This window comes from Streptomyces sp. NPDC059010, from assembly GCF_042740355.1.
Taxonomy (GTDB): Bacteria; Actinomycetota; Actinomycetes; order Streptomycetales; family Streptomycetaceae; genus Streptomyces.
Genome location: NZ_JBHYJA010000004.1, coordinates 229,242 through 245,392, shown reverse-complemented (window position 1 = coordinate 245,392; position 16,151 = coordinate 229,242). Strand labels below are relative to the sequence as shown.

The following is a 16,151-nucleotide window of genomic DNA, read 5'->3' as shown; positions in this document are numbered from 1 at the left end:
ACCCGCCACACCCCCACCATGACCTCAAGTCCCGGACGGGCCGAGGCACTTTAGGGCGGAAGCCCGACATCCGGAAGGTCACATATCCGGATACATCACCCTCTCTTCACTCTTGGCCAGAGATCGACCGGCATTCAACGATCTTCCAGTAATCTCTGGGAGATTTGTCGTGCACGTCGCCATTCCGGGGGGAAATATGGCTCGTGATCGCAAACCGTCCCGTTACCGCTCCCACCTCATAGCGGCATCCGTGGCGGCACTCGCTCTAGGGGGAACCGCGCTCGCCGAGTTACCGGCGGCCGCGGCCGGCAAGCCCAAGGGCCACGACGTCTCTTCGCACCAGAAGAACGTCAACTGGCAGAGCTCGAAGGCGAAAGGCGCCAGGTTCGTCTACGTCAAGGCGACCGAGTCCCACACCTACCGCAACCCGCACTTCAAGCAGCAGTACAACGGCTCCCGCAACGCGGGCCTGATACGCGGCGCGTACCACTTCGCACTGCCGGACAAGTCGTCCGGCGCGACCCAGGCGCGGCACTTCGTGCGCAACGGCGGCGGCTGGACGTCGGACGGCTGGACCCTGCCGCCCGCGCTGGACATCGAGTACAACCCGTACAGCAAGCACAAGTGCTACGGACTGAGCAAGGCCAGGATGGTCAACTGGATCCAGTCCTTCAGCAACGAGGTGAAGCGGCTCACCGGCCGCCGCCCGGTGATCTACACGAACACGCACTGGTGGAACACCTGCACCGGCGCGAGCCGCGCCTTCGCCTCGAACCACGCACTGTGGGTGGCCCGCTACAACGCCTCGACCGCGGGATCACTGCCGGCCGGGTGGCAGTTCTGGACCTTCTGGCAGTACGACAACGGCGGCAGCCTGCCGGGTGATCAGAATCTCTTCAACGGCTCGATGGCCCAGCTGAGGAAGTTCGCCCGAGGCTACTGAACCTTGCGGCGCCCGGGTCGCGCGGTGGCCGGCGGAGCGGGGGTCCCCGATTCATAGGGGAAACCCTCCCTCCAGGACACCGCGTGGCCTGCCCCAGTTCACCTTCCGTTCATTCAGGTTACCTACGTTCGTCCGGCCAATGACCTCGAACGATTGCCTGGGTAAATGGAAAACTTCTCGCTGATCCTCGCGATTGTGGTGGTAACCGCACTCGCGTTCGATTTCACGAACGGTTTCCACGACACCGCCAACGCGATGGCCACCACCATCTCGACCGGTGCGCTCAAGCCCAAGGTCGCGGTGGCCATGTCCGCCGTGCTGAACCTTGTAGGCGCCTTTCTCTCCGTGGAGGTCGCCAACACGATCTCCAAGGGTCTCGTCGACGAGACCGGCATCCGTCCCGAGGTCATCTTCGCCGCGTTGGTCGGCGCGATCCTCTGGAACCTGCTGACCTGGCTGGTGGGCCTGCCCTCCAGCTCCTCGCACGCCCTGATGGGCGGCCTGATCGGCGCCACCGTCGCCTCGGCCGGCGTCGGCGCGGTGCACGGCGACGCGCTCATCACCAAGGTGCTGATCCCGGCGATCGCCGCCCCGCTGGTCGCGGGCATCGCCGCGCTGCTCGCCACGCGCCTGACGTACACCCTCGGCAAGAAGGCCGACGGCAAGGCCGCCGCCAAGGGCTACCGCGCCGGCCAGATAGCCTCCGCCGGCCTGGTCTCCCTCGCCCACGGCACCAATGACGCGCAGAAGACGATGGGCATCATCACCCTCGCCCTGGTCGCCGGCGGCGCCGTCGCCCCCGACTCCGACCCGCCCATGTGGGTCATCCTCTCCGCGGGTCTGGCCATCGCGCTCGGCACCTACCTCGGCGGCTGGCGCATCATCCGCACCATGGGCAAGGGCCTCACCGACCTTCAGCCGCAGCAGGGCTTCGCCGCCCAGACCAGCGCGGCCACCGTCATCCTGGCCTCCTCCCACCTCGGCTTCTCCCTCTCCACCACGCACTCCGTCTCCGGTTCGGTGATGGGCGCCGGCCTCGGCCGCAAGGGGGGCGTCGTCCGCTGGTCGACGGCCACCCGGATGTTCGTCGCCTGGGGCCTGACCCTCCCGGCCGCCGCCCTGGTCGGCGCGCTCGCCGAGTACGTGACGGGCTTCGGCACCTGGGGCACGGCCGTGGTCGCCGTCTTCCTGATCGCCTCCAGCGCGGCCATCTGGAAGATCTCCCGCCGCGAGGTCGTCGACCACACGAACGTCAACGAGAGCGACGAGGCGCCCGGCGTGGTCACCACCGCCATCGCCGCCGTGACCCCGCCCCCGGCGGGCACGACGAGCGACGACCTGTCGGCCACGATCCCGGCTCCGTCCGCCGAGCAGACGCCCTCCCAGGCCACGGTCTGACCCCGCCCGGTTCCTCCTCCCGGCTACTCAAGGAAGCAGCAACATGAAGATCGACTGGGCGGCCCTCGGCTCCGTCTTCGGCGTCAGCCTCGTGGTCACGGTGGCCCTGGTGGGCCTGTTCACCCTCGGCATCGCGGGCCTGTCCCGCCAGGAGAAGGCCACGGCCCAGGGCGGCTCGGCCGCCCTCGCGGTCACCGGCGCGTACGCGTGCTTCGCGGCGTGTGCGGCGGCTGTGGCTTACGGGATCTATCTGATCGTGGCCTGACACAACGCGGTACGTACCGGGCGGGCGTGGGGACGATGGTCCTCGCCCCGCCCGGTCGGCGTTTGCGGCCCTGGCCGACCCTAGGGGCACGGCGAGTCCGGCACCGCTCCTGCGTGGTCGAGGATGAGCCGCTCCTGCGGGGTGTACGGGGTCCAGTGGCGGCACATGGTCCGGTGCCAGGCCTCGGGGTCCAGGGGGATGGTCAGCTCGGAGTTGCCGTGGCGGTAGGTGAGCTGGTCGGCTGTCAGGTGGATGTCATACGGGAGCGGGGAGAAAGGGAACTCGACATAGGGTTCGCTGTCCCCAGGTCTCCACCAGAGCAGGCTGCCGTCAGCGTCGGCCAGGACGGTTCCGTCGTCGGCCAGCGCCACTGCGGACAGGTCGTGGTTCGCTTCTAGGGCCGGTCCCACGCGCCCACCGGTCTCCACGTCCCATCGCTGGATCGTTCTGGCGTCTACCGAAGTGGCGACCGTCTGGCCCTGCGGATCGAATGCCAGCCCCACCGGATCCCCTGTGTCCGCCACCGTGATGCCGGTTTCTCCGCGTGCCCGCTCGGTCTCGGTGTTCCAGACGACCAGTTCGCCGCTGCTGTGACCGACCGCCACTTCCTCACGCCGTCCGGGACGGACGGCGAACCCGCGGCATGGTTGCCCCTGCTCACCGCAGGGATCTTCGCCCAGGACCGTGTACTCGCCCGACGCGACGTCGTACCGGATCAGTTGACGGTGCGTCAGGATAGCCATCGCGCTACCGCGGAGGGGAGCAACGTCGACGATGTCCGGGAAGGACCGCACCAGCACGTCCTTCGGGCTGTCCGGATCTACGGCGGCGACCGCTTCCTGGCCCCTAGCGACAAAGTAGTTGCCGTCCGTGGTGAAGAATCCCCAGACTGTCTCGCCTTCGAGTTCCTTGAGCGTCACCGGTTCCGCCCGACCCTCCTCACCCCGGCGGGCCACGACCACCCTCACGGCCGTCGTGTCGGTGGTGCCGAGGCCGTCAATGTATGCGCGGTACTCACCTCCAGGGCTTCGCACGTACGAGGCTTCCCCGCCCGCATCACCAGGCTCGGTGTCCAGCAGCGGCAGGCTGCGCTCCTTCTTCGTCCTCAGCACCAACAGATCCGACCCGGAAGCCACCAGGATGCGCGGGGCGGCCCCGTCCTTCTCGCCCGGGAGGACACCGACGGGCTGCTCCTCGCCCGTTCCTACCGAGGCGAGGCCCGGCACCCGGTAGCGGCTGCCGGTAGCCACGTCGACCACCTCGTACGGGCTCACCTGTGTGCCGTTCCTGTCCACCGCATAGCGCCCGGCCAGGTCCGTACCATCCGGCTCGATGGCCACGAACCGCCGTCCCGCGGCGCCACCGGAGCCTGTCAGCCGAATCAACTCATGCCACCCGTGGCCCCGGTCCACCACGACCCCGGCTCCCCGGTGGGAGAGCCACTCGGCATCCGGGACCATGCGCCGATTCCCGCCGGTCAGCAGGTTTTGCACCCGCGCTTCCCCGCCGGCCTCCGCCCATCTGAAAAAGACCACGTCCCGGCCCTCCGCAACCAGCGCGGCGTCGTTCACATCCGGACCGCTGGGCAGCCCCCGCTGTGACGCCTTCTCCGCCTCTCCCGTGCGGCCTTGCCAGACCTGAACGTGAGAGCTGCGCGGCGTCCCGCTCTCGACAAGATCGTCGGCGACAAGGCGGAGCAGCAGTCGACCGCTGTCCGAGAAGTCGAGCGCCACCGTATGGGCCCTGTGCTGGGTCCCCAGCGCCGGTTGGGGCCTGGTCCACAGGTGTTCATGGGCGCTTACGTCGTAACAGTGGACCGCACCATCGGCGGACACGATGGCCAGCAGCCCGCCGTCATCACTGAACTCGGCGTGTTCAGGAGCCGCTCCGCCGGTAAGACCCGGCACCTGCCACCAACTCGCCCGCCCCTCCTCCAACCCCGTCCACACCCGGGCGTGCGCCTCGCCGTCCCGGCTGACGGACGTGGTCACGGCCATGGAGCCGTCCGGGGTGACGTCGATGCTCGAAATGGGCTCGGACCCCTGCCCCTCATGTGCGGAGACCACCGACATGCCGCCGAGATAGGCCTGGAGCAGCGCCTGCCGCGCCTCCTTGCCGGGCGAGTTGTGCCACGCGGCCACCGCCAGCCGCGCGGCCATGCCCGGATCGGTCGCGGCGAGCCGGGCGGCGTCCTCCACCAGTCGCCTGGACGCCGCCGTCCGTACCCGTTCCTCCAGGGCCAGCCGCCCGAGCCACGTGTCCACCGCCAGGCACCCCGCCACCAGCGCCAGCACCACCATCACCGCCGCCGCCAACCGCCACCGCCGCAGGCCCCGTTGCTGATGCCGCCGACTGAGCTGCACATAGTCGCGCTCCGCCGTTGAGATGTCCGCGCGGCGATCCGGATCCTCCAGGCTCTCCACGGACGTGGCCAGCATCGAACCCCGCAGCAACGCCCCCGGCTCACCTCCCGTCTCCCTCCAGTGCGCCAGCGCCTGCAACAGCCGTTCCTGCCAGGCACGGAAGGCCCGGGACTCGTCCAGCCAGTCCCCCAGGCGGCCCCAGGAGCGGACCAGTTCCTCGTGGGCGAGGTCGACGATGGGGTCGTCGTCGGGGCCGTGGGTGATGCGGACGAGGTGGGTGCCGGTGGCCAGGGCCTCCGCGGCTGACCGGAGTTCGGGCGACAGGAGCGCGAGGCGGACCGGCTTGCGGGTGAAGCCGCCCGTGTCGTCGGGGCGGGCAAGCTGGGTGAAGAGGCGGCGGACCGGTGCGTCGCCCTGCACGGCGATGACGTCGCCGACCCGCTTCTCGGCATGTCCGGACAGGGCTCCGGCGACGCCGCCGAGGGCCTCGTAGCCGGCGTGGGTGAGGCGGATGCCCTTCTCGTGGGACCAGAGTTCGGTCAGGGCGAACTCCACCATGGGCAGGTGCCCCGGTTCGTCCTGCGCGTCGTCGACGATGCGTTCCGCCAGGCCGGGTTCGAGGGTGAGACCGGGGACGGTGCCCGCCGGTCCCTCGACGGCGCGCAGGAGTCCGGCTCGGCCCAGCGGAGCCACGACCTGGGCGCAGTCGCTGAGCACCCGGGCGGTGGCGGGGTCCGCCAGGTCATCGAGGGACGCGGAGCGCAGGGTGGCCAGGACGCGTAGGCGTTTCCCGTCCGCCGGGGCCGAGACCAGCGAGACCACCAGGCCCAGCAGTGCGCGGGCGGTGAGCGGTTCGGCGGCGACGGTCTCCTCCAACTGGTTGAGGAAGAGGACGTGGCCGCTCGGGCCGCAGTGGTCGAGCAGACGCAGCCCGAGGTCCGCCGGGCCGGGACCGTCGTCGGAGTCGAGCAGGTCCGCGAGCTCCAGGGCGCCTCGCTCCTGCTCGGCCACGCCGAGGCCGGGTTCCAGGACCGGGATCAGGGCCCGGGCCAGGGTGAGCGAGGCACGGGTGCCGGGCAGGGGGCGGATCTCCGAGACGGTGTGGCCCCGGGCCCGCAGGCGGGGCAGCACCCCGGCGCGCACGAGCGACGTCTTGCCGCTGCCGGACGGTCCGACGACCGGCACGACGAGGTGCCGGTCCACCGCGTCGAGCAGGCGTTCCGTCTCCTCCTCCCGGCCGAAGAACTGCTCGGCGTCCTCCTCCCGGAAGGCGTCGAGTCCGCGGTACGGACAGCGGCGCCGGCCCGGCTGGAGCGCGAGGAGGGCCTCCGCGGGGATGAGGTAGGCGGTGACCGAGTCGGGCCCCCGGTCGGTCGCGACCGTCATCCCGACGACGGCGCCGGACTCCTCGTCCCAGACCGGCGCTCCGCTGCAGCCGGGGGTGATGCGGTACGCGGTGCCGTCGGCCTCCATCGAGATCCAGCCCTGCCCGACCGCGCCGCGCAGCCGTCCGCCGATCCAGGCTCCGTGTTCGGCGGTGGCGGGGAAACCGAGGATGCGGAACCGGTGGTCCCAGACATCGCCGACTCCGGCGAGCGGGACGGGAGATGCGCCGCCCGGCGTCGCGGAGGGGACGGAAACGGGGGCGGGGGTGGGGACGGGGACGTCGGTCGCTTCGGACGCTGCCGCTTCGAGTGCCGCCGGTTCCGGGAGCCGCAGCAGCGCGATGTCGCCGGTGCCGTCGGGTGCCACCGGGCACCAGGCCGACACCGACGCCTCGTACGCCGCGGATCCGCGTTGCAGCGGGAACTCCACGGTGACCGGCCGGGTGGGGGCCGTCTCGTCCCGTGCGTCGGTACGGAGGGCGTCCGCCACGACATGGGCGCAGGTGGCGACGGTGCCCGGAGCGAGCAGGAATCCCGTGCCGACGGTCTTGCCGTCCGGCCCCCGCAGCCGGGCCACCGCTGGTCCGAGGGCCTCCGGGAAACGACCGGTCACATACGCCAACTGGCTTGTCCCTCCCGCGTGTTTTATCCCTGTACGCGTTATTCCAGAGGGTCGCGACCCACCGCCGCAAGCGGGTTGCGGAAGGCCGCCCCGCACAGGGGAATTGCCTCCCAAGTCGGACACCGGGGGCAGGTCGGCGTGGTAGCGGTGTGGGGTTCTGCACACTCCCCCATCGCAGGTCAACGGCAAGTTGACGCCCCTTCCAACCCCGTGGTGGACTGCCGGAGCCATGTACGGCGGCAGAAGAGGAAGCCGGTGTGAATCCGGCGCGGTCCCGCCACTGTGACCGGGGTAGATAGCCCCGGGAGCCAGGAACTCTCGTCGTCGGTCTCGTCGAACCAGGGCGTGGACACCCTGAGTGAGGACATAACGCGATGCTCGCCTGCCGATCGAGATGCACTGCCGGACCCACGTCCGGCACTGTCGGACCCGTGTCCGGCCCCTCGGCTGAACCCACGGTCGGCTGACCCCGATGCGTGCCGATCGCGTCTTCGCGTACGGCGCCGCCGCCGGACTCCTCGGTGACCTGCTGCTCGGCGATCCGCGCCGGGGGCATCCGGTCGCCGCGTTCGGGCGGGCCGCCGGGGCCGTGGAGAGGGTGTTGTGGCGCGACGACCGCGCGCGGGGTGCGGTGCACACCGTCGTGTGCGCCGGTGGCGCCGTGGCCGTCGGGGCGCTCGCCGCACGTGCCGTACGTATGTCTCCCGCCACCTCCGTCGCACTGACCGCCGCCGCCACCTGGGCCGTTGTCGGCGGAACGTCGCTCGCGCGCGAGGCCCGGGGCATCGGGCGTGCCCTGGAGGCGGGGGACGTCGAGGGGGCGCGGGCGCGGCTGCCGCATCTGTGCGGGCGGGATCCGCAGGCGCTGGACGCGGACGGGATCGCGCGGGCCGTGGTCGAGTCCGTTGCCGAGAACACCTCCGATGCCGTGGTGGGGGCGCTCGTGTGGGGGGCCTTCGGCGGGGTGCCGGGGCTGCTCGGGTTCCGGGCCGTGAACACGCTCGATGCCATGGTCGGACACAAGTCGCCCCGGTATCGGCGGTACGGGTGGGCCTCGGCCCGGCTCGACGACGTGGCGGGGTGGCCGGGGGCACGGCTCACCGCCGTACTCGCCGCCGTCGCCGGGGGTGACTCCCGGGGGGCCGTACGAGCCTGGCGTGACGATGCCGCCAAGCACCCGAGCCCCAACGCCGGGCCCGTCGAGGCCTCGTTCGCGGGGGCGCTCGGTGTGCGGCTGGGCGGGACGCTGTCCTACGGCGGGCGGGTCGAGCAGCGGCCCGTGCTCAACGCGGACGGGCGGACCGTCGGCACCTCCGACATCGAGCGTGCCGTACGGCTGTCGAAGCGCGTCGGCTGGCTCGCGCTCGGCGTCTGTGTCGCCGCGCGCCGTATCGCGAAGGGGCGTACGTCATGACGGGCGGTGGGCTTCTCGTCGCCGGTACCACCTCCGACGCGGGCAAGAGCGTCGTCACCGCCGGGATCTGCCGGTGGCTGGTGCGGCAGGGTGTGAAGGTCGCGCCGTTCAAGGCGCAGAACATGTCCCTGAATTCGTTCGTCACGCGCGAGGGCGCCGAGATCGGGCGGGCTCAGGCCATGCAGGCGCAGGCCTGCCGTGTCGAGCCGACCGCGCTCATGAATCCCGTGCTGCTCAAGCCCGGTGGCGAGCAGAGCAGTCAGGTCGTGCTGCTAGGCAAGCCGGTCGGTGAGCTGAGCGCGCGCGGCTATCACGGCGGGCGGCAGCAGAAGCTTCTCGGGACCGTGCTGGAGTGTCTCGCCGAATTGCGGGGCACTTATGACGCGGTGATCTGTGAGGGGGCCGGCTCTCCGGCCGAGATCAACCTGCGGCGGACCGACATCGTCAATATGGGCATCGCCCGCAATGCCGGGCTTCCGGTGCTCGTCGTCGGCGACATCGACCGCGGTGGCGTCTTCGCCTCCTTCTTCGGCACCGTCGCGCTGCTGTCGGAGGAGGACCAGAGGCTGATCGCCGGGTTCCTGGTCAACAAGTTCCGCGGAGACGTCAGCCTCCTGGAGCCCGGCCTCGACATGCTCCACGGGCTCACCGGACGGCACACCTACGGCGTGCTGCCCTTCCGGCACGGGCTCGGGATCGACGAGGAGGACGGGCTGCGGGTCTCCCTGCGGGGCACCGTGCGGGAGTCGAACGTCGCCCCACCGGTCGGCGAGGACGTGCTGCGCGTCGCCGTCTGTGCCGTCCCGCTCATGTCCAACTTCACCGACGTCGACGCGCTCGCCGCCGAACCGGGCGTCGTCGTGCGGTTCGTGGACCGGCCCGAGGAACTCGCGGACGCCGACCTCGTCGTCGTCCCCGGCACCCGGGGGACCGTCCGCGCCCTGGAGTGGCTGCGGGAGCGGGGGCTCGCGCGAGCCCTCGTCCGCAGGGCGGCCGAAGGGCGGCCGATCCTCGGTATCTGCGGTGGCTTCCAGGTCCTCGGTGAGCACATCGAGGACGACGTCGAAAGCCGCCGCGGGCACGTCGACGGCCTCGGGGTACTGCCCGTCCGGGTGCGGTTCGCCCGGGAGAAGACCCTCACCCGGCCCGTCGGCGAGGCCCTCGGCCAGCCGGTCGAGGGGTACGAGATCCACCACGGGGTCGCCGAAATCACGGGGGGCGAGCCCTTCCTGGACGGCTGCCGGGTCGGCCAGACCTGGGGCACGCACTGGCACGGCTCACTGGAGTCGGACGGATTCCGGCGGGCCTTCCTGCGCGAGGTGGCCGCCGCCGCGGGCCGCCGCTTCGTGCCGGCCCCCGACACGTCGTTCGCCGCGCTGCGCGAGGAGCAGCTCGACCGGCTCGGCGATCTGATCGAACAGCACGCGGACACGGACGCGCTCTGGCGGCTCATCGAGTCGGGCGCGCCGCAAGGACTGCCTTTCATTCCACCGGGAGCGCCCGCATGAGCACTGTGTTGTTGTTGTCGACCGCCGACACCGATCTGCTGGCGGCGCGCGCCGCCTCCGGTGCCGACTACCGGATCGGCAACCCGACCCGCGTGGACGTCGAGAGCGAGCTGCCCGCGCTGCTCGACGGTGCGGACCTCGCCGTCGTACGGCTGCTGGGCGGCAAGCGGGCCTGGGAGGACGGGCTCGCCAGGCTGAAGGCGTCGGGTGTGCCGACCGTGCTGCTGGGCGGCGAGGCCGTGCCGGACGCGGAGCTGATGGCCGAGTCGTCAGTCCCGGCCGGTGTGGTCGCCGAGGCGCTGAAGTACCTCGTGGAAGGCGGCCCCGCCAACCTCACCGAGCTCGCCCGGTTCCTCTCGGACACCGTGCTGCTGACGGGCGAGGGGTTCGTCGAGCCGCAGAAGATGCCGGAGTACGGCGTCCACGGCGAGCGTCCGCTCGTCGAGGGGCGGCCGACCGTGGGCGTGCTCTTCTACCGGGCCCATGAGCTCAGCGGCAACACCGCGTTCGTGGACACCCTGTGCGACGCCATCGAGGCGCACGGCGCCAACGCCCTTCCGGTGTACTGCGGTTCGCTGCGCGGCGCGGACCCGGAGCTGTACGAGATCCTCGGCAAGGCCGACGCCCTGGTCGCCACCGTCCTCGCCGCCGGCGGCACGCACGCCTCGCAGGCGTCGGCGGGCGGCGACGAGGAGGCGTGGGACATCGGCAGGCTGGCCGAGCTCGATGTGCCGGTCCTGCAGGGTCTGTGCCTGACCTCGTCCAAGAGCGCCTGGGACGAGTCCGACGCCGCCCTCTCCCCCATGGACGCGGCGATGCAGGTCGCGATCCCCGAGTTCGACGGCCGCCTCATCACCGTCCCGTTCTCCTTCAAGGAGCAGGGGCCCGACGACGTTCCCGTGTACGTCGCCGACCCCGAGCGGGCCGGGCGCGTCGCCGGGATCGCCGTACGGCACGCCCGGTTGAGGCACAAGCCGAACGCCGAGAAGAAGCTGGCGCTCGTCTTCACCGCCTACCCGACCAAGCACTCGCGCGTCGGCAACGCGGTCGGTCTGGACACGCCCGCCTCGGCGGTGCGGGTGCTGGACGCGCTCAGGCAGGCCGGGTACGGCGTGACCGAGTACCCGGACAACGGCGACGAGTTGATCCACCGGCTCATCGAGGCGGGCGGGCACGACGTCGAGTGGCTGACCGAGGACCAGCTGGCGTCGGCGCCCGCGCGCGTGCCGCTCGCCGACTACCGGGCGTGGTTCGACAAGCTCGACCCGGAGCTGCGGGACGCGATGACCGAGGCGTGGGGCGAGCCGCCGGGGTCGCTGTACGTCGACGGGGACGACATCGTGCTGGCCTCCCTGCAGTTCGGAAATGTCGTCGTGATGATCCAGCCGCCGCGCGGCTTCGGCGAGAACCCGATCGCGATCTACCACGACCCGGACATGCCGCCGTCGCACCACTACATGGCGGCCTACCGCTGGCTGGAGAACAGCTTCGGTGCGGACGCCGTCGTGCACATGGGCAAGCACGGCACGATGGAGTGGCTGCCGGGCAAGGGCCTCGGGCTCAGCGGCGGCTGCGCTCCGGACGCGGTCCTCGGGGACCTGCCGCTGATCTACCCGTTCATCGTCAACGACCCCGGCGAGGGCACCCAGGCCAAGCGCCGCGGTCACGCCACCGTGGTCGACCACCTCGTGCCGCCGATGGCCCGCGCCGACACCTACGGCGACCTGGCCAAGCTGGAGCAGCTCCTCGACGAGTACGCGCTCGTCTCGGACCTGGACCCGACGAAGGCACCGGCGGTCAGGGCCCAGATCTGGACGCTGGTCAAGGCGGCCGAGCTGCACCACGACCTGCACGTGGACGACCAGCCGGACGACGACGACTTCGATGAGTTCGTCATGCACATCGACGGCTATCTGTGCGAGATCAAGGACGTGCAGATCCGCGACGGGCTGCACATCCTGGGCGGCGGCCCGGTCGGCGAACCGCGCGTGAACCTGGTCCTCGCCGTGCTGCGCGCCTCGCAGGTGTGGGGCGGGCAGGCGAACGCGCTGCCGGGGCTGCGGGCCGCGCTGGCCCAGCACTTCGGGCTGGTGGAGAAGGAGCTGCTCGCCGAGCCGGGTGCGCCGGTGAAGGTCCCGGTCGAGCTGAGCGACCTGGTCGAGGGTCCGTCCCGTACGGCCGCCGACGCCATCGACCTGCTGGAGCAGCTGTGCCGGCGGGTCGCGGAGGGGATGGAGGAGCGGGGCTGGGCGGTGGCGGACAGCCGCTCGCTCGTCCGTGACGTCCTCGGCACCGAACTCCCCGACGCCGTCGCCGTGCTGGAGTTCGCCTGCAACGAGGTCGTGCCGCGGCTCGCCCGCACGACGGACGAGATCGGCCACATCCTCAAGGCGCTCGACGGCGGCTACGTCCCGGCGGGTCCGTCCGGTTCGCCGACGCGCGGACTGGTCAACGTCCTGCCGACCGGCAGGAACTTCTACTCCGTCGACCCCAAGGCCATCCCGTCCAGGCTGAGCTGGGAGGTCGGGCAGTCGCTGGCCGACTCGCTGGTGCAGCGGTATCTGAGCGACACCGGGGAGTACCCGAAGTCCGTGGGCCTCACCGTCTGGGGCACCTCGGCCATGCGCACCCAGGGCGACGACATCGCCGAGATCCTCGCGCTGCTGGGCTGCCGCCCGGTGTGGGACGACGCCTCACGCCGGGTGACCGGGTTCGAGATCATCGGCCTCAGCGAGCTGGGGCGGCCGCGCATCGACGTCACCGTCCGTATCTCCGGGTTCTTCCGGGACGCGTTCCCGCATGTCGTCGGACTGATCGACGACGCCGTGCGCAAGGTCGCCGAGCTGGACGAGCCCGCCGACCGGAACTTCGTGAAGGCGCACGCCGACGAGGACACCGCCGAGCACGGCGACCGGCGCCGGGCCACGGCCCGTATCTTCGGCTCCAAGCCGGGCGCGTACGGCGCCGGTCTGCTGCCGCTGATCGACGCCCGCAACTGGCGCTCGGACGCCGACCTCGCCGAGGTGTACGCCGTCTGGGGCGGCTACGCCTACGGGCGCGGGCTCGACGGGCGGGCGGCGCGCGGCGACATGGAGACCGCGTTCAAGCGGATCGCGGTCGCCGCGAAGAACGTCGACACCCGCGAGCACGACCTCGTGGACGCCGACGACTACTTCCAGTACCACGGCGGCATGGTCGCCATGGTGCGGCACCTGACCGGCGAGAACCCCGAGGCGTACGTCGGCGACAGCGCCACCCCCGACCAGGTGAAGACCCGCACGCTCGGCGAGGAGACGCACCGTGTCTTCCGGGCCCGGGTGGTCAACCCCCGCTGGATGGCGGCCATGCGTCGGCACGGCTACAAGGGCGCCTTCGAGATGGCGGCGACCGTGGACTACCTGTTCGGCTACGACGCCACCGCGGGCGTCGTCGACGACTGGATGTACGAGAAGCTCAGCGCGGAATACGTCTTCGACGCCGAGAACCGGGACTTCATGAAGAAGTCCAACCCGTGGGCGCTGCGCGGCATCACCGAGCGGCTCCTTGAGGCCGCCGACCGAGGGCTGTGGGCCGAGCCGGACGCCGACACCCTGGAGCGGCTGCGCGCCACGTACCTGGAGCTGGAAGGCGACTTGGAGGGCGACGAGAAGTGACCACCCCCTTCCCCTTTACGGCCGTTGTCGGCCAGGACGACCTGCGGCTCGCGCTGCTGCTGAACGCCGTGTCACCGGCGGTCGGCGGTGTGCTGGTGCGCGGCGAGAAGGGCACCGCCAAGTCGACGGCCGTACGCGCGCTGTCGGCCCTGATGCCCGAGGTCCCGGTCGTCCCCGGCTGCCGTTTCTCCTGCGACCCGGGCGCCCCCGACCCGGCGTGCCCGGACGGCCCGCACGAGGCCGGGACCTTCCAGGCCAGGCCCGCCCGGATGGTCGAACTGCCCGTCGGCGCCTCCGAGGACCGGCTGGTCGGAGCCCTGGACATCGAGCGCGCGCTCGCCGAGGGCGTGAAGGCCTTCGAACCGGGGCTCCTCGCCGACGCCCACCGCGGCATCCTGTACGTCGACGAGGTCAACCTCCTCCACGACCACCTGGTCGACCTGCTGCTGGACGCGGCGGCGATGGGCGCGTCGTACGTCGAACGCGAGGGTGTGTCGGTCCGGCACGCCGCCCGTTTCCTGCTCGTCGGCACCATGAACCCCGAAGAGGGCGAGCTGCGGCCGCAGTTGCTCGACCGGTTCGGCCTGACCGTCGAGGTCGCCGCCTCGCGGGAGCCCGACCAGCGGGTGGAGGTCGTACGGCGGCGTCTCGCCTATGACGACGACCCTGCCGGGTTCGCCGCGCGGTGGGCCGAAGAGGAGGCCTCCGTACGTCAACGCATCGTCGCCGCGCGGGAGTTGCTGCCGTCGGTGCGGCTGGGTGACGGGGCGCTGCGGCAGATCGCGGCGACCTGTGCGGCGTTCGAGGTGGACGGCATGCGGGCCGACATCGTGATGGCCCGTACCGCGACGGCGCTAGCCGCCTGGGCCGGGCGGACCGATGTGCTCGCCGAGGACGTCCGGCAGGCGGCGCTGCTCGCGCTGCCGCACCGCAGGCGCCGTAATCCCTTCGACGCGCCGGGACTCGACGAGGACAAGCTGGACGAGACCCTTGAGGAGTTCGGGGGGTCCGAGGACGAGGATCCGGATCCTGATCCGGACGGTCCCGGTGGAGGTGGCGGGCAGCCGCCGCAGTCCGGCGACGGCCCTCAAGGGGGTGACTCGGCCGCCCGCCCCGAGGCCGGTGAGGACGGGGAGCCGCAGGCTTCCGGGGCCGGGGAGCAGACTCCCGTTCGGGCGTCGGAGCCCTTCCGTACCAAGGTGCTGAGCGTGCCGGGCATCGGTGAGGGGGCTGCCGGGCGGCGTTCGCGGGCGCGGACCGAGCACGGCAGGACCACCGGGGCCCGGCGGCCCCGGGGCGCGCTGACCAAGCTGCATCTGGCGGCCACCGTGCAGGCGGCGGCGCCGCATCAGCGGGCCCGGGGACGGTCGGGGCGTGGGCTGGTGGTGCGCCGGGACGATCTGCGGCAGGCCGTGCGGGAAGGGCGCGAGGGGAATCTCGTGCTGTTCGTCGTGGACGCCTCCGGGTCGATGGCGGCCCGGCAGCGGATGGGTGCCGTGAAGGGCGCCGTGCTGTCGCTGCTGCTGGACGCGTATCAGCGGCGGGACAAGGTGGGGCTGGTGACGTTCCGGGGCTCGGCCGCCGATGTGGCGCTGCCGCCGACGTCGTCCGTGGACGCTGCCGCCGTTCGGCTGGAGTCGCTGCCGACGGGTGGGCGTACGCCCCTTGCTGCGGGGTTGTTGAAGGCGCACGACGTGCTGCGGGTCGAGCGGCTCAGGGATCCGGCCCGGCGGGCGCTCGTCGTGGTCGTGACCGACGGGCGGGCCACGGGTGGACCCGAGCCGGTCGCGCTCGCGGGGCGGGCGGCCCGGCTGTTCGCGGCCGAGGGTGTCGCCTCCGTGGTCGTGGACTGCGAGTCGGGGCCCGTGCGGCTGGGGCTCGCGGGGCAGCTCGCGGGTGAGCTGGGCGCTACGGCGGTGACGCTGGACGAGCTGCGTGCGGAGTCCATCGCCGGGCTGGTGCGGGATGTGCAGGGCGGGTCGAAGAGGAGGGCCGCGTAATGCCTCAGGGGCAGCCGAGTGTGGTGCCGGACGACGGTCTGACGACACGTCAGCGGCGTAATCGGCCGCTGGTGGTCGTGCACACGGGCATCGGCAAGGGCAAGTCGACGGCCGCGTTCGGGCTCGCGCTGCGGGCCTGGAACCAGGGGTGGCCCATCGGGGTGTTCCAGTTCGTCAAGTCGGCCAAGTGGAAGGTCGGCGAGGAGAACGCGCTGCGGGTGCTGGGGGCCAGCGGTGAGGGCGGGTCCGTCGACTGGCACAAGATGGGCGAGGGCTGGTCCTGGGTCCAGCGGGACGCCCAGATGGACAACGAGGAGAAGGCCCGGGAGGGCTGGGAGCAGGTCAAGCGGGACCTGGCCGCCGAGACGTACAGGCTGTATGTGCTGGACGAGTTCGCCTATCCCATGCACTGGGGGTGGGTCGACACCAACGAGGTGGTCGACGTGCTGCGCAACCGTCCCGGGACCCAGCATGTCGTGATCACCGGCCGGAACGCGCCGGAGAAGCTGGTCGACCTCGCCGATCTCGTGACCGACATGTCCAAGGTCAAGCACCCGATGGACGCCGGTCAGAAGGGCCAGAGAGGCATCGAGTGGTGAG

The 16,151-nt window shown here is 71.6% G+C and carries 9 protein-coding genes and 1 riboswitch; of the genes, 8 read left to right on the top strand and 1 reads right to left on the bottom strand.

Going from position 1 to position 16,151, the window contains the following annotated elements; translation table 11 throughout:
* Positions 1 to 196 precede the first annotated feature (196 nt).
* From ACFWYS_RS06050 to ACFWYS_RS06040, 3 genes are all read left to right on the top strand, one after another.
* Positions 197 to 943, top strand: coding sequence for a lysozyme (locus ACFWYS_RS06050; RefSeq protein ID WP_384763944.1), 747 nt, complete (start codon positions 197 to 199; stop codon positions 941 to 943).
* A 165-nt stretch (positions 944 to 1,108) separates the two neighbouring features.
* Entirely contained in the window at positions 1,109 to 2,341 is a 1,233-nt protein-coding gene (locus ACFWYS_RS06045) for an anion permease (RefSeq protein ID WP_384763942.1), read from the top strand.
* Positions 2,342 to 2,384: 43 nt separating this feature from the next.
* Positions 2,385 to 2,606, top strand: coding sequence for a hypothetical protein (locus ACFWYS_RS06040; RefSeq protein ID WP_093907307.1), 222 nt, complete (start codon positions 2,385 to 2,387; stop codon positions 2,604 to 2,606).
* An 80-nt stretch (positions 2,607 to 2,686) separates the two neighbouring features.
* Here ACFWYS_RS06040 and ACFWYS_RS06035 read toward each other — a convergent pair whose 3' ends face one another.
* Complete coding sequence (locus tag ACFWYS_RS06035; protein WP_384764133.1) at positions 2,687 to 6,967, bottom strand: trypsin-like peptidase domain-containing protein; 4,281 nt, start codon at positions 6,965 to 6,967, stop codon at positions 2,687 to 2,689.
* Between the two features lie 205 nt (positions 6,968 to 7,172).
* A riboswitch (cobalamin riboswitch) is annotated at positions 7,173 to 7,315 on the top strand.
* Positions 7,316 to 7,448: 133 nt separating this feature from the next.
* On the opposite strand from ACFWYS_RS06035, the gene ACFWYS_RS06030 reads away from it, so the two are divergent.
* Genes ACFWYS_RS06030 through cobO form a run of 5 tightly spaced genes read left to right on the top strand, consistent with a single transcriptional unit; the run spans position 7,449 to position 16,150 of the window.
* Entirely contained in the window at positions 7,449 to 8,390 is a 942-nt protein-coding gene (locus tag ACFWYS_RS06030; protein ID WP_384763938.1) for a cobalamin biosynthesis protein, read from the top strand.
* Positions 8,387 to 9,898, top strand: coding sequence for a cobyric acid synthase (locus ACFWYS_RS06025; protein ID WP_384763935.1), 1,512 nt, complete (start codon positions 8,387 to 8,389; stop codon positions 9,896 to 9,898). Before ACFWYS_RS06030 ends, ACFWYS_RS06025 begins: the two co-directional genes overlap by 4 nt.
* A complete protein-coding gene (gene cobN, locus ACFWYS_RS06020) occupies positions 9,895 to 13,551 on the top strand; it encodes a cobaltochelatase subunit CobN (RefSeq protein ID WP_384763932.1) in 3,657 nt (1,218 codons plus the stop codon). Before ACFWYS_RS06025 ends, cobN begins: the two co-directional genes overlap by 4 nt.
* Positions 13,548 to 15,551 (top strand): putative cobaltochelatase, encoded by a 2,004-nt coding sequence (locus ACFWYS_RS06015; protein WP_384763929.1) that lies wholly within the window; start codon positions 13,548 to 13,550, stop codon positions 15,549 to 15,551. The genes cobN and ACFWYS_RS06015 overlap by 4 nt, the downstream gene beginning before the upstream one ends.
* Positions 15,551 to 16,150: a cob(I)yrinic acid a,c-diamide adenosyltransferase gene (gene cobO, locus ACFWYS_RS06010; RefSeq protein WP_384763927.1), complete on the top strand. Its 600-nt coding sequence runs from the start codon at positions 15,551 to 15,553 to the stop codon at positions 16,148 to 16,150. Before ACFWYS_RS06015 ends, cobO begins: the two co-directional genes overlap by 1 nt.
* The last annotated feature ends 1 nt before the right edge of the window (position 16,151 follow it).